The organism is Streptomyces jeddahensis (genome assembly GCF_001642995.1).
Lineage (GTDB): Bacteria > Actinomycetota > Actinomycetes > Streptomycetales > Streptomycetaceae > Streptomyces > Streptomyces jeddahensis.
On the sequence record NZ_LOHS01000050.1, the window covers coordinates 33320 to 47698 of the forward strand.

At 70.4% G+C, this 14379-nt stretch carries 10 protein-coding genes; 7 read left to right on the top strand and 3 right to left on the bottom strand.

The annotated features are described in order from the left end of the window. Window positions 1-7 precede the first annotated feature (7 nt). Entirely contained in the window at window positions 8-1261 is a 1254-nt protein-coding gene (locus STSP_RS39515; protein WP_232789545.1) for a hypothetical protein, read from the top strand. After that, complete coding sequence (locus tag STSP_RS06975; protein ID WP_232789546.1) at window positions 1258-2652, top strand: type 2 periplasmic-binding domain-containing protein; 1395 nt, start codon at window positions 1258-1260, stop codon at window positions 2650-2652. The genes STSP_RS39515 and STSP_RS06975 overlap by 4 nt, the downstream gene beginning before the upstream one ends. 93 nt (window positions 2653-2745) lie before the next feature. Here STSP_RS06975 and STSP_RS06980 read toward each other — a convergent pair whose 3' ends face one another. After that, window positions 2746-4491 (bottom strand): MFS transporter, encoded by a 1746-nt coding sequence (locus STSP_RS06980; protein ID WP_408646240.1) that lies wholly within the window; start codon window positions 4489-4491, stop codon window positions 2746-2748. Window positions 4492-4896: 405 nt separating this feature from the next. Continuing rightward, window positions 4897-7875, bottom strand: a complete 2979-nt coding sequence (locus tag STSP_RS06985) for a serine hydrolase (protein WP_067273635.1) — start codon at window positions 7873-7875, stop codon at window positions 4897-4899. A 206-nt stretch (window positions 7876-8081) separates the two neighbouring features. Between STSP_RS06985 and STSP_RS06990 the strand changes: the two genes are divergently transcribed. From STSP_RS06990 to STSP_RS07000, 3 genes are all read left to right on the top strand, one after another. After that, window positions 8082-8825 (top strand): GOLPH3/VPS74 family protein, encoded by a 744-nt coding sequence (locus STSP_RS06990; protein WP_067273555.1) that lies wholly within the window; start codon window positions 8082-8084, stop codon window positions 8823-8825. Between the two features lie 386 nt (window positions 8826-9211). Continuing rightward, window positions 9212-10069 carry a helix-turn-helix domain-containing protein gene (locus STSP_RS06995; RefSeq protein ID WP_067273558.1) on the top strand — a complete coding sequence of 286 codons (858 nt, stop codon included), beginning with the start codon at window positions 9212-9214 and terminating at the stop codon, window positions 10067-10069. Window positions 10070-10346: 277 nt separating this feature from the next. Then, a complete protein-coding gene (locus STSP_RS07000; RefSeq protein ID WP_067273560.1) occupies window positions 10347-10556 on the top strand; it encodes a DUF397 domain-containing protein in 210 nt (69 codons plus the stop codon). A 150-nt stretch (window positions 10557-10706) separates the two neighbouring features. Here STSP_RS07000 and STSP_RS07005 read toward each other — a convergent pair whose 3' ends face one another. Then, a complete protein-coding gene (locus tag STSP_RS07005; protein WP_067273563.1) occupies window positions 10707-11582 on the bottom strand; it encodes a hypothetical protein in 876 nt (291 codons plus the stop codon). A gap of 94 nt (window positions 11583-11676) precedes the next feature. On the opposite strand from STSP_RS07005, the gene STSP_RS07010 reads away from it, so the two are divergent. Next, window positions 11677-12459 (top strand): SDR family oxidoreductase, encoded by a 783-nt coding sequence (locus STSP_RS07010; RefSeq protein WP_067273565.1) that lies wholly within the window; start codon window positions 11677-11679, stop codon window positions 12457-12459. Between the two features lie 349 nt (window positions 12460-12808). Continuing rightward, window positions 12809-14374, top strand: coding sequence for a sodium:solute symporter family protein (locus STSP_RS07015; RefSeq protein ID WP_067273567.1), 1566 nt, complete (start codon window positions 12809-12811; stop codon window positions 14372-14374). Window positions 14375-14379 lie beyond the last annotated feature (5 nt).

The following is a 14379-nucleotide window of genomic DNA, read 5'->3' on the forward strand; positions in this document are numbered from 1 at the left end:
AGGACCGATGAGTGGTGCTCACTGGAGGAGGGTCCTACAAGCCGCCGACACCGTCGGTGCCATCGGTGCCGTCGGTGCCGAGATGGGCAGGCGCCTCTGGCGGTACGCGTGGCCGTCGCCAGCGGTCCGCAGCAACCGGGCCTATCTGCGGGACAGGTTGATCGCGCTTCCGCTGCTCTCGGTCATCGCCTTCGGCGCGTTCGGCTGGGCGTACGCCGACGTCCGCGGGGACTCCGCGTACCTCCGGGACCACATCGCGCCCGCGCTGGTGGATCTCGCCGACGCCAGGGTGTCGCTGCAGATCGCTCAGGGCGAGGCCGGCAGAGACCTGCTGGACGAGGACGGCGCCGTGGAGCTCAGCGGGCTCAGCGAGCGCTACCGGACGCGGATGAGCCGGGCCACACAGAGCCTGAGCCAGGTAGGGCAGCACGGGGCCCTCACCGTGTCCGAACAGCAGAACCTGAGTGTGATCTCGGGCCTCCTCCTGGGCTACAGCGACTGGATCAACCAGGCCCAGGCGGACGGCGACCGCACACTCCGCAAAGCCGAACTCACCTACGCCCAGAGCATGCTGTGCGACACAGGACGGGCAGACGCCACGGGACCGGGATACGACGCGGGAGACGGCACGGGCGGCGACGCGGGAGACAGCACGGGCGACGACACCCCGTACCCGGAGTGCCGCAGGTCGACCGGCTCCGCGGCGACCGCGACCACGATCGTGGACCGGATCTCGGCCCTGGAGCAGCGACTGCGCGGCCGGCTGGAGGCGCGCGCGGCATGGGGCGGGGGCGTCCTGGCCGCCCTGGCCGTCTCGGCCGTCGCCTTCGTCCTCCTCGCCGTCGGGCTGGTCCGCACGGTCGTCTTCCTGCGCCACCGGTTCCGGATCCGGCTGAGCCTGCCGCTCGTGGTGGCCGCGCTGCCGCTCGCGGCGGTGCCGCTGCTGGCGGCCGACGCCGTACTCGCGTACGACGCGCAGCAGCAGGTGGTGCCGAGCGCCGACGTCCTCTCCGACCGGACGTCGCCGGACACGGAGGTGCGCGCCGAGGACCAGTGGGGCGGACGTCCCGACCCGCTGGCCATCGGCGCGCTGGAGTCGTCGGTCAACGGCGAGCTGGCCGCGGGCCGCCTCTCCTTCCTGGACGGCGTGGCGCCGTTCGTCATGCCGGTGGGGGTGGTCGGCGCGGCCGTCATCGGCGGCGCGCTGCACACGTACCGCCGCGAGTACCTCCTCCTCGCCCGCCCGGGAGCCGCTTCGTGAACCGCCCCACGAGCCGCCTCGTGAACCGCCTCGCGAACCGCCGCCTGCGCCCGAGCCGACGCCTGCGCGCGACCCGCCACCCGCACCCGAGCCGCCCTCGCCCGGTCCTCCGGGTGGTCCTGGCCTGCGCCCTGTTCGCCCTTGCCGCGCTCTCCGGCGGCTGCGCGGAGGGCGGCAGGGACACGCTGGTCGTCCTCGGCCCCTGGACGGGACCGGAGGGCAAGGCGTTCGAAGCGATGCTGAAGAAGCTCGACGACGACACCGGGTACACGTACGCGTACGAGGGGACCAGCTCCCTGCGCGAGACCCTCGTCGCGCAGCTCGAGGCGGACGCCCCACCCGATGTGGCGATCCTCAACAGCATCGGCGAGCTCACCGAGTACGCACACAGAGGCAGGCTCAAGCCCCTCGACAAGGCGGCCGAGCGCGCCTTCGCGCCCTGGGCGGGCGCCCTGCGGGTGAAAGGCCGGCTGCACACCTACTGGGTGCCGTTGAAGGTGGACCTCAAGAGCCTGGTGTGGAGCAAGAAGGGCTCGTCCGGTGCCACGTCCGCACCGAAGTGGTGCATAGGCCTCGCGTCCCAGGCCACGTCCGGCTGGCCGGGCACGGACTGGATCGAGGACATCCTTCTGCACCAGGCCGGCCGCACCACGTACACGGACTGGGCCACGGGCAGGCTGAGCTGGCAGAACAGTGCCGTGGAGCGGGCCTGGAAGACCTGGGCGGCGCTGCTCGGCCCCCGCTCGCCCGACTCGGTCGAGCAGTCCCTCGAGACCTCCTTCCTGGGTACGACCGACGAGAACGGCGCTTCGCGCGGGCTGCTGAACTCGCTGGACTGCACCCACGAGCACCAGGGCGCGTTCGTCCGCTACCTGTACGCCGGCGACGACGTCCGTGTCGAACCGTCTGCCCACTTCCTGCGGGGCAGCAGCGAGTTCAGGAACACGTACGAGGTGTCGGGCGACATGGCCGCCGTGTTCAGCGACAACCCCGACGCGCAGGAGCTGGTCGAGCGGCTCTCCGGCCCGAGAGCGCGCGAAGTGTGGCGGGACATGGCCGGCAAGGTGGCGCAGCCGGAGCCCCAGCCGCTCTTCCCCGCATCGGACGATCCGCAGCCGACCGACCCGATCGGCCGGAAGATCGCCGGCATCCTGACCGACCAGGCGAACATGCTCTGCTTCGACGCCTCCGACGTCATGCCGCCCTCCCTGCGTGACGCCTTCCACCGCGCCGTACTGGAGTACTTCCGCAACCCCACGGACCAGCGCCTCAAGGGCCTGCTCAAGAAGCTGGACTCGGTACGGGAAGCAACGGCCGGCTCGTCATCGGGCGAGACACAGGACGACACGACCCGCCCACCGGAGGGCATCTGCGCGTCACCGGTGGGCTAGGGCGCCCCCGAAGGGGCGCGGGGAACTGCGCGACCAGCCACGATGGCGCCGCAGCAAACCGACGGCACATCGCGGCCCATCCCAGCGGAGCGCCTAGCGCAGCTCCTCTGGGCAAGGCGTGCCGCGAGGCAACTGGTAGGGCGCGGCAAGCCGGTAGACGCCGGGGCGCGGGGCGAGCAGTTCGGTCCACTTGTCGCCGGCCGCGTCCTCCTCGGTCTCCATCAGACAGCCGTTGTCGTTCCGGTACGTCTTCGGGGTGCCCTCCTCGCGCTGCTTGGACGCCTCCGTCTCCTTCGGCGGCTCGACGCCCTTGCCCTCGGCGTCGACGAGGCCGAGCCACGGCGAGTACGGAATGCGGATGAGCACCCGCCCGGCCTGCTTCACCTCGATGGTCAGCTCGCCCTGCTCGGCGCGGTCGACGGTGGCGTTGGGCTCGGCGAGCGGTGTGGGGTCCTTCACGGCGAACAGCCGCCAGTTGGCGTCGGCCCATACCTGCTCGAGGTACGGCTGTCCGCGCAGCACGAGCTCGCGCTCCCGCTCGCCGCCGTGCCCGTCCGGCTGGTCCTTCGGCAGGACGACGTAGTGGACGGCCCAGCGTTTGAGCCAGTCCTGGTAGTTCGCGGAGTTCAGGGTGTCGTCGTAGAAGAGCGGGTTGCGCTCCATGTCGGCCTGCCGGTTCCAGCCGCGGGCGAGGTTCACGTACGGCGCGAGCGCGGACGCCTCGCGGTGCGAGCGGGCCGGGACGACCTCGACGCGGCCCTTCTCGGCGCCGACCACCTGCAGCTGGTTGACGAGCGGGGCGAGTTCCCGGGCCCAGGACGCGGCGGGCGTCGTGTTCACCACGTCGTCGACGGCCTTGAAACCGATCCAGGCGACGGATCCCGCGAAGGCCACGACGATCGCGTACCACTTGCGCGTACGCGGCTCGGCGAGCGGCAGCGCGGCGAGCAGCACCGCCCCGGCGAACAGCATCGCGAGCCGGGTGACGTTGGAGCCGATCTGGGAGCTGATCAGCCAGACGAGCAGCACGGTGAGCGCGTACACGGCGGCGGTCAGGCGTACGGTCGCCCACTCCTTCGGTACGAGGAAGAAGACGAAGCCCGAGAACACCAGCGGCAACACGGCCGACCCGAACCCCATCGGCTGGGTGCCGGAGAAGGGGAACAGCCAGGCGCTCAGGGCGACGACGGCGGTCGGGGCGAGCCCCAGCGCGTAGGCGCCCGGGCGCCGCTTCTGCAGGAACAGCGCGACGGCGACGAGCCCCACGAAGAGCCCGGCGACGGGCGACGAGGCGGTCGCGAGACCGGCGAGCGGCGCGGCGACGGCGGCCTTCGCCCAGCGCTTGTACCGCCAGCGGTAGGGCCAGCAGAACACGGCGGCGACCGCCGCGAGCCCGAACATCGTGCCAAGGCCGTACGTCACGCGACCCGACGCCGCGTTGCACAGCAGCGCGAAGACCCCGCCGGCCGCGGCCCACAGCGGCCGCCGCACGGCCCGACTGCGGATCAGTATCAGCGTGACCAGCCCGGCGGAGACCGTCCCGGCGATCATCATCGTCGTCCGCACCCCGAGCACGGACATCAGATACGGCGACACCACGCTGTACGACACGGGGTGCATGCCGCCGTACCAGGCGAGGTTGTACGCGGAGTCGGGGTGCCGCCCGACGAACTCGGCCCAGGCGTCCTGGGCCGCGAGATCGCCCCCACTGTTCGCGAAAGCGAAGAACCACACGATGTGCAGGACGGCCGCGACGGCGGTCACGCAGGTCACCGGGTGGCGGAGCAACGGCAGCAGCCGCGGGGGCGCTTGAGAGGCGGATGGCAGAGGTTGGGGCATCTGGTCGGATGCGGCGGCGCGTTGTTCACGCCGCTGTGCGGGCAGCGCTATTCGCTCACCCTTTCCGTCATCCGGCTCGGCGCCGTCGGCCCGCGTCGGCTCCGCAGTGGCCACTCAAGACACTCCCCGTACGTGTGTAGTCCTCGTTCGGGGACCCGGGGTCCGTCCGCCCCGGGCAAGCCCCGGCACCCGTCCCGATCCCCGCGACGCTAGCACGGGGGCATCTCACGGACAGCTCGAGTTCACTCTGGAGACATCATCCCTGGGGTGAGGCCATGGCGGCCCGCGGACAGCCGGACGGGCTTCGGGCGCAGCCCGACCGGGTTCCGCCGGACGGGCTGCGGGGGCCGGCCCGGCTGGGCTGACCGGCGAGCCCGGTCAGCCCAGCCCGGTCAGCCCAGCGGGTCAGCCCAGCCGGGTCAGCCTGGCGCCGAAACCGGGCTCCTTGAGTTCGTCCTGGAGCGCGATGGGGACCTCGATGGCGGTGCCCGAGCCGTCGCCGACGCTCAGCACGCCGACCTTGGTGCCGGCCTTCGCCGTGTGCGGGACGGCCGTGCCGTCGTCGCCGAGCTTCAGCTGCACCGTGAGCCCCGCCCAGCCGACCGCGGACACGTCCTGCGTGACGACCACCGGCGTGTGCCCGCCGAGGCTGTCGTCCACGTACCCGACGACATCGCCCTTCTTCAGGATCGTCTGTCCCTTCAGCGCCGCCTGGGCCGCGAGCATCGCCGTCTTGCTGACCGCGTTGACGGTGTCGATGATCGGCGGGGTGTGCTGGCCGAGCACCGCGCCGACGACGGTCACCGTCTCGCCGCCGACCTCCTTGGTGGCGGCGAAGAGGAGGTTGCCGCCGGCCTTGGTGGTCGAGCCGGTCTTGATGCCGATCGCGTTGTCGTACGGCACCAGGCGGTTGTAGTTCTGCCAGACCGTGCCCGAGGGGTCCTTCCAGGTGGGCAGCCTGGTGATGTCCGTCAGCGCCTTGATCTTCACCAGCTCGTTGCCGAGCTTCACCTGGTCCTCGGCGGTGGAGACGGTGGTCTCCTTCAGCCCGGAGGGGTCGGTGTAGGTGGTGTTGGTCATGCCGAGCTTCTTGGCGGTGGCGTTCATCTTCTCGACGAACGCCTCTTCCGAACCGGCGTCCCAACGGGCCAGCAGCCGCGCGATGTTGTTCGCAGACGGAATCATGATGGCCGCGAGGGCGTCCTTCTGCGAGAGCTGGTCGCCCTCCTTGACGGTGTTGAGCGTCGACTCGCCGCCGGCGTCGTAGCCGCCCTCCTTCTCGGCCAGCGCGTCGACCGTGATCGACGGGCCGTTCGCGCCCGGCTTGAGCGGATGGTCCTGCAACACGACGTACGCGGTCATGGCCTTGGCCACGGAGCCGATCGGTACGGGCTTCTGCTCGCCGAAACGGTCCATGGTGCCGAGGCCCGTGACGTCCATCCAGCCCTGGCCCTCCTCGGGCCACGGCAGCGACACCTTGCCGCCCTCGAAGGCGTACTCCGAGTCGGCCGCCAGCGTGAGCGTCGGCGTCGGCAGCGGGCGCACGGCCTGTACGACCGCGAACACGATGGCGAGCAGCACCACCAGCGGCGTCCAGATCTTGACCCGCCGCACGGCGGTACGCAGCGGGGTCTCCGGAGGCGGAGGCGTGTTCGTCAGCTCGGCCAGCAGGTCGAGCGGCGGCTTGGGCGGCAGAGGCTGCTGCGCGGTCCGCTCGGGACCGGCGTTCCCGGGGACAGCGGGAGCCGGGGCGGCGGGCGCCGCGGACGCCGCCGGTGCGGGCGCGCCGGGCTTGTTGGGCGCGGCCGGCTCGTCGAGCGGCTTCAACGCAACGAACTTGCTGGTCCGCTCGTCATCGGACGCGTCCTTGCGCCGCCCGGCGCCGCGGGCCGCGTCCCCGCTCCCGGACTCGCCGGTACCACCGTCCTTACGGTCAGCCGGGGCGCCCTGAGCCGCGTCGGCACCCTTCGGGTCGCCGCTCGGCTCCTTCTCGCCGGGCTTCCGGCCACCGATCTTCAGCATGGTCGTCGGCTGATCGACGGCAGGCCGAACGGCCCGGAACACGGCGGTGGCCTGGTCGACAGCGGAACCGGAGTCACCACGGCCACCGTCACCGTCTTCGGCGTCGGCGTCTTCGGCGTCGGCGTCGGCGTCCCCGGCGGAATCGGGGTCGGCCGCGGCCGGAGGCTCGGAGCCGACAGGCTCAGTTCCCGTCGTGGACGTGGCTGCAGAGCCGGACGTCGGTCCGGCTTCAGCATCGGGACGCGTGTCTGCGTTCTGCGCGGACTCGTCCGCAGCCGCAGCCGGTGCCGCAGGACCGGCATCCACAGGCGACTGCTTCGGCTCGTCGTCGGCGTCGGCGTCGGCCTCGAGTTCCGCCTGGTCCGCGTGATCCTCCTGGTCCGCCTGCTCCACGCCGATGGCCGTACCGTCAGCTCCCGACGCGGACACGCCCTCCTCGGCGCCCTGCTCTGCGGGCCGTGCCCGGCCGGCGGGCTCGGCTTCGGACGGCGAAGCCGCCTCCGGATCCTCACCCGGGCCTGAGCCCGACTCCGAGCTCGAGTCCGAGCTGGAACTCGAATGCGAGGACGCGTCCGCGCTCGAGTCCGGGCTCGTCCTCGAATCCGATCTCGAGTCCCCGCTCCCGTCCACATCCGACTCAGCGTCAGAACCCGAGCCTCCGGCACCCGCGCCCGCGCTCCCCCGGGCGTGCGAGTCCAGGTCCACGTCCCCGTCCACGTCCGCGACCGCGTCCAGGCCCTCGTACGCGTCTGCGCCCTTGTCCTCATCCGCGTCCGCGCCCACGTCCGGCGCATCCTCACCGCCGCCCGCCGAAGCGGCATCGCCAGGCGCCGAAGCGGCATCGCCGGACGACGGGCGTCCTCGGTCCGCCGTGTCGTCCGCCGTTTCGACGGCCGCCTTGGCGTCCCCGCCCGTCACCCAGGCGGCCACAGCAGCACGCAGCCGCGCGTCCCCGGCCGCATCCGCGGCATCGGCGGCATCCGCGGCATCGGCGGCCGCGGCATCGTCAGCCCCCCTCGCCCCTTCGGAAACCCCGGCGCCCCCGGCGCCCCCGGAGCCGCGAGAGCTCTCGTCGCCCGCCCCCGCAGCGTCCTCCGACCCGCCCGGCGCAACCGCTTCGGTGTCCGTCGGCGTCTTCGTGTTCGAGGAAGCCGCCGCGTCCGCCCTCTCCGTCGCAGACGACGCCTCCCCGCGCGTCCGCGTCGCGAAGACCGCCGTCGGCTGGTCGACGCGGATGGAGACCTCGCGGACGACCGCGAGCCGGGGGTCGCCCCCGCCCGAGGACGGCGCCGGAACCGGCGCCGCGGCCGGATCCCCCGACGACTTCTGCTGCTCCGACATGTCGGGGGACTCGCCCGCCACCGATGCCTCCTTCATACGCCAGCGCTCAACCGCTCAGTTGCCGAACTCGCTGTCCGAACCATGTACCAGTGTCCTGTGTGAGGGCTTGACCCTGGTGCTAGACGAGAACGACATACCTACCGGTTCCCTTACGAACCGGTCACGCACCCTCGACAGACCATTGTGAGAGGGGTCACCCTGTCATTCATCCACGCGGGGAGGCATGGATGGGCAGGAGCCGCAGAACTATTCCGGAGGAGCTACTGCTTCTCGCTCTGGACCCGGCCACGGGTACCACAGCGCAGCCGCAGTCGCTCGACCTCGGTCTGGCCGGAGCACAGCTAGTGGAGCTGGCGCTGGCCGGACGTATAGCCCCAGACGGGGATCGTATCGCCGTGGTGGTACCACGGCCGACAGGAGATCCGACACTGGACTCCGCACTGGAGCTGCTGCGCAGGCGCGGCGCTCCGGTCCGGGCCGTCCACTGGATCGGCGGGCCCCGGCTGGGGCTGCGCCAGACGTATCTCTCGCATCTGGAGCGGTGCGGCATGGTGCATGCCGTGCCGGGACAGATGTGCGGGGTGCTGCCGACGACTCGCTACCAGGCGACGGAAACGGCAATCAGCCGGGAGATCAGGGCCCGGCTGGATTCGGCGATCCGTACCGGCGTGCCGCCGGACCCACGGACCGCCGCGCTCGCCGCGCTGGCCCACGCGGTCGGACTCGGCAAGCACCTCTACCCGGGGAACGAGGGCCGCTCGTCGCGCTCCCGCCTCCGGGACCTGATCAGGCACGACCCGATGGGCGGCCTCGTGGCGCACGCCGTGATGGACGTCCAGAACGGTGTGGGGGCACAGCCCCGCCGGGGTGCGGCCGCTGCCGGCGGCCGCCAGGGCGGCAGGGCGGCGGAGCCCGGCAGGGTTCCGATGCAGACACGCCACGGGTCCATGGCACGCGCCGTGGCCCACTGAGCAGCACCGTCCGCACCACCGCGGCACGGCAACACCGCTGTGGCACCCCGGAGGCGACCGAACCAGAAAGAGCATTCCCCTGACCCGGTTCGGGAGCCGCTGGACCGCGCGGGGCAGTGACGCCGGACGTCAGGACGACGACTCGGCGCACCGCCCCGCGCGGCCGTGTTCAAGGCCCGTCATCGAGGCCCGTCATCGAGGCCGTCAACGGACGCATCGCCAGCCCCGGGACTCGCACAGGCCGATGCGGGTACTGCAGACCCGTACAACTGACGCGTATGCGCCGCATATCCGCTGTTTCCCAGCGGTAGGAAGCCCGTTGGTGGCAATCTGCTGAGCACCAGATACGCAAAGTTGACAGGCCCGCAGCCGGAGGTGCACGTCCCGTGGCGTCCAATGTCAATCCCACCGTCAGGCGACGCCGGCTGGGACAGGAGCTGCGCCGGCTCCGAGAACAGAAGGGCATGACCGCCGAAGAGGTCGCGGAGCGGCTGCTGGTGTCGCAGTCGAAGATCAGCCGCCTCGAGAACGGCCGCCGCTCCATCAGCCAGCGCGATGTCCGCGACCTGTGCGGTGTGTACGAGGTCGAGGACCACCGCATAGTCGACTCGCTGATGCAGATGGCCAAGGACTCGCGCCAGCAGGGCTGGTGGCACTCCTTCGGCGACATCCCCTACAGCGTCTACATCGGCCTGGAGACGGACGCGGCGTCCCTGCGCGTGTACGACCCGCAGGTCGTGCCGGGCCTGCTCCAGACCCGGCCGTACGCGGAGGCGCTGATCGCCGGCGCGCTGCCGGAGACCGCGCCCACCGACATCGACAAGCGCGTCCAGGTGCGGATGCGCCGTCAGGAGCGGATCTCCTCGCCGAGCAACCCGCTGCGGCTGTGGACCGTGCTGGACGAGGCGGCGCTGCGCCGGGTCGTCGGCAGTCGCAACGTGATGCGCGACCAGCTCGAGCACCTCGTGGAGCAGTCACAGCTGCCGCATGTCACGGTGCAGGTCATCCCGTTCGACATGGGCGCTCACCCGGGCCTCAACGGCCAGTACGCCATCCTCGAGTTCCCCGACGCGGCCGACTCGAGCGTGGTCTACATCGAGGGCGTCACCAGCGACCTGTACCTGGAGAAGGCGAACGACGTCCATAAGTACAGCGTCATGTACGAACATCTGCGGGCGCAGGCGCTGAACGTGGAGCAGTCGCGGCAATTCATTGCGAAGATCGCCAAGGATTACGCCAGCTGACGAAAAGCCCCTAAGAGTCCCGAAGAGGACATGGATCCGCCCGAAACGGGGAGGTGCCGGACAGTACACCTTCGCCACATCAGGGCGGAAGCCTCCAGTGGAATATGCCATCCGGTCGAGTGAATGGCAGCTTCGGCCCCGGATGTTGGCGGGTAGCGTCGATCACGCCATCGTGCAAGAACGTTGGCGCATACCGCACAGTCCAGAGGGCGTTGGTCTCGTCCAGCATCCTCACGGCACTGCGGGAGCAACTCGACAACTGGCAACCGGAGCAAACATGGCAATTCAGCAGGGCGCCACGGATACGTGGGTCAAGTCCTCGTACTCCACGGGAAACGGCGCATGCGTCGAGGTCAAGTCCCCGGTTCTGCACGCGATCGCCGTGCGGGACTCCAAGGTTCCCGAAGGCCCCGCCCTGGGCTTCGCGCCTGACTCCTGGAACACGTTCGTGTCCGAGGTGAACCGGGGAGCCTTCGACCTCGGCTGATTCCTCCATTGCCTTAAGGGCATGGGAGGTACCCACATCGCACACACCGGAACACAGGAACGACCGACAACTGCACAGCACCACCCGACAGCCCTCTCGACTGGCCCGCCGTCCCGGCCGAGGGGGCGCTCCCCTTTTCAGGACCAGCGATCAGCGCAAGCTGTCCACGTACTTGTCCGTCCCCGGCACCGTCGGAATGAACGGCGCCACCAACTCCACCTGGCCCAGCCCCGACTCGGCCACCTCGGCACCGAGCCCCCTGAAGTGCTCCTCCCAGCACTCCCTCGGGTCCGACTCCAGGAACCACAGCAGCGTCAGCCGCGTGTCGACGCCCTCCACCTGCTTCACGTACGTCATCCGGTCGCCCGGCAGCGGCGTCGGGCGGAAGACCGTGACCATCGCGGCCGGTGAGCCCGCCAGCCGGTTCGGCAGATGGCGCGACCTCAGCCACTCCAGCAACTCCGCCCGCCGCCCCGGCCCTTCCGTGTCGATGACCTCCACGACCAGCCCGGCATACGGGTGGTCGAGTGCATGGAAGTCACGCGGGCCGGCCGCACCGTCCCGGTAGACCGTCGCCTCGTGGTCCTGGAACGCCGTGAAGACGTGCGTGCGCTCCCGGTAGACCCGGCCGTCCCTGTTCAGGCGCTTGTTGATGCCGACGGTCCACTTCATGTGCTCGTCGTAGCGGCCCTCGGTGACCCAGTACACCGAGATGTAGCAGCCCGCGGTCACCGGCTCGGCGACCGCCGACTTCTCCGGGTAGCGCAGGAGCTGCAGATCACGCGTGGCGACCCAGCGGCGGCCGGCGTACATCCAGGGCATCGCCATCGCGCCCGCGTAGAAGTGGTCGTCCTCGTACCAGCGGTTGTAGGCGTACTCGTGACCCGGGTGCGGTTCCACCATGGTGATCAGGGCGTGGCCGGGGTGCACGCCGTACGGCCCTACGGCGGCCAGCTCCGCGTACACCTCGCTGCCTGTGCCCGCGATCGCCTCTGCGGCGGTGCCTGCGGCCGACTCCTCGTTCATGGCTGTCCCCTTCCTTCCTCCGCCGGACGCCCCTAACCTGACCCCCGCCACTCTGACGTCCCGTCAGAAAATCCACCAGACCCCGGAGGCGCATGTGTTGCTTGAGGGGAAGACCGTCATCGTTTCGGGCGTCGGCGCCGGGCTCGGGCACCGCGTCGCCGCGGCCGTCGTACGCGATGGGGGCAATGCCGTGCTCGGGGCGCGCACCGAAGCGCATCTCGCCAAGGCCGCGGCCGAGATCGATCCGGACGGCACCCACACCGCGTATCTGCCGACCGACATCAAGGACGAGGGGCAGTGTGTGGCGCTCGCGGCGCTCGCGCAGGAGCGGTTCGGGCGGATCGACGCGGTGGTCCATGTCGCGGCATGGGACAGCTACTTCGGAGGTCTCGAGGACGCGGACTTCGCCACCTGGCAGGAGGTCCTGGACGTGAACCTGCTCGGGACGCTGCGGATGACGCGGGCGTGCCTGCCGGCCCTGAAGGAGCGCGGCGGGTCGGTCGTCATCATCGGTACGCAGTCGTCGGTGGCCGCACCGTCGCAGGTGCGGCAGGCGGCGTACGCGGCGTCCAAGGGCGCGCTGACATCGGCGATGTACTCGCTGGCGCGCGAACTCGGCCCGCACCGGATCAGGGTCAACACGGTGCTGCCCGGCTGGATGTGGGGCCCGCCGGTCGAGGCGTACGTGCGCATCACGGCCCAGAGCCACGACGTGCCCGAGGCCGAGGTGCTGCGGCGGCTCACCGGCAGGATGGCGCTGCCCGAGCTGGCCACGGACGGGGATGTGGCGGACGCCGCGGTGTTCCTGGCGTCCGACCGCGCGCGGGCGATCACCGGTCAGTCGCTGCTCGTGAACGCCGGGGAACTCATGCGGTAGCGCAAGGCGTTCGCGTCACCTCCTTCCCTCCCGGCCGCACGGAACCCGCATCCCGCGCGGTCGTACGTCTGTGCCCTCGTAGCCCTTGCAACTGCGCGGCGCCTGACGAAGCGCCCGCTCATGGTGTGCGTCCCGTCGCGCACACGACAACGCTTCGATGGGTCAAGAACAGGCAAAATGGTTCGGCTTACTGTTCCTTGTTCACGTCCATGACCGAAATGCCGTCTTGACCGGTCCGTCGGACCGGGAGTTGAATCCCCAAGTCCCCAACTCCCGCACGGGGGCGCCCGCTGAACGGACGTACTGACGAAGAGCCGCAACGTTCACAAGGCGGACCCCTGGAGGGGACATGAACGGTCTCGACTGGGCCGTGCTCATCGGCTACTTCGGCGTGATGATCGCGATCGGGCTGTGGTCGCACAAACGCGTAGACAACGTCAGCGACTTCTTCACGGCCGGCGGGAAGATGCCGTGGTGGCTGTCCGGCATCTCCCACCACATGTCCGGCTACAGCGCCGTGATGTTCACCGGCTTCGCCGGTATCGCCTACCAGTACGGCGTCACGTCGTTCGTCACCTGGTCCTTCCCCATCGCCATCGGCATCGCGATCGGCGCCCGGCTGTTCGCGCCCCGGCTCAACCGGCTGCGGTCCAAGCTCGGGGTCGCCTCGCCGCTGGAGTACCTCAAGGACCGCTACAACATCGCCACGCAGCAGGCGCTCGCCTGGTCCGGCGTGCTGCTGAAGATCGTGGACGTGGGTGCCAAGTGGGCCGCGATCGCGACCCTGCTGTCCATCTACACGGGCATGTCCATCACGCAGGGGATCTTCATCACGGGCATCATCACCGGCATCTACTGCACGGTCGGCGGCCTGTGGGCCGATGCGCTGACCGAGATGGGGCAGTTCGTCATCCAGTTCTTCGCCGGTATCGCGATGCTGGTGGCGGTGCTCGTGGAGCTGGACGGCGTCTCCACCTTCTGGACCATCTGGGACAAGCTGCCCGAGGGGCACGGGGAGCCGACGGCCGGTCCGTACACGGTGACGTTCTTCGTCGCGATCACCTTCATCAAGACTTTCGAGTACAGCGGCGGCATGTGGAACCAGGCCCAGCGCTACATGGCCACCGCATCGGCCCGTGAGGCGACCCGGTCCGCGCTCCTCTCCGCGGCTCTGTGGCTCGTCTGGCCGCTGGTCCTGTTCTTCCCGATGTGGTGCGCCCCGCTGCTGGTCGAGGCCCAGAAGCCGGACGCGTCCGACGCCTACGCGCTGATGACCGAGCAGCTGCTGCCGCACGGCCTGCTGGGGCTGGTCATCGTCGGATTCTTCTCGCACACGATGGCCATGTGCTCGTCCGACGCCAACGCCATCTCCGCCGTCTTCACCCGGGACATCGCCCCCGCGCTGGCGAAGAGGGCGCGCACCTGGTCCGAGAAGGCCGGCCTGATGGCCGCCCGCTGGTCGACGATCACCTTCCTGCTGCTGTCGATGGCGATCGCGACGCAGGTCAACTCGCCCACGTTCAAGGACATCATCACCGTCGTGCTGAAGTGGGTCGCCGGACTGATGGGACCGATCGCGATCCCGTTCATGCTCGGCATGCTGCGGCCGTTCCGCAGGTCGGGCCCGACGGCCGCACTGACCAGCTGGGCCGCGGGTCTGCTCGCGTTCTTCCTCATCAACTACAACCTGGACTTCTCCCAGCGGGAGGGCGTGCCGCTGCAGTACCAGGTGTCCGTGCCGCTGGCGATCTCGCTCGTCCTGTACATCGTGATCGGTTTCGTGAAGCCCGAGAACACACCCGAGCGCGACGCGATCATCGACCGCATCGATGTGGACGGCGACTCGGCGGCCGCGGCGGTTCCGGCGCCCGCGGGTCCGGTGGAGGACCAGATGGGGGCGCGCGCGAAGGACTGAGGGGG

Coding starts and splice junctions, on each gene's coding strand:
- STSP_RS39515 (WP_232789545.1), top strand. CDS start 8: ATGAGTGGTGCTCACTGGAGGAGGGTCCTACAAGCCGCCGACACCGTC.
- STSP_RS06980 (WP_408646240.1), bottom strand. CDS start 4,491: ATGCCCCAACCTCTGCCATCCGCCTCTCAAGCGCCCCCGCGGCTGCTG.
- STSP_RS06990 (WP_067273555.1), top strand. CDS start 8,082: ATGGGCAGGAGCCGCAGAACTATTCCGGAGGAGCTACTGCTTCTCGCT.
- STSP_RS07000 (WP_067273560.1), top strand. CDS start 10,347: ATGGCAATTCAGCAGGGCGCCACGGATACGTGGGTCAAGTCCTCGTAC.
- STSP_RS07005 (WP_067273563.1), bottom strand. CDS start 11,582: ATGAACGAGGAGTCGGCCGCAGGCACCGCCGCAGAGGCGATCGCGGGC.
- STSP_RS07015 (WP_067273567.1), top strand. CDS start 12,809: ATGAACGGTCTCGACTGGGCCGTGCTCATCGGCTACTTCGGCGTGATG.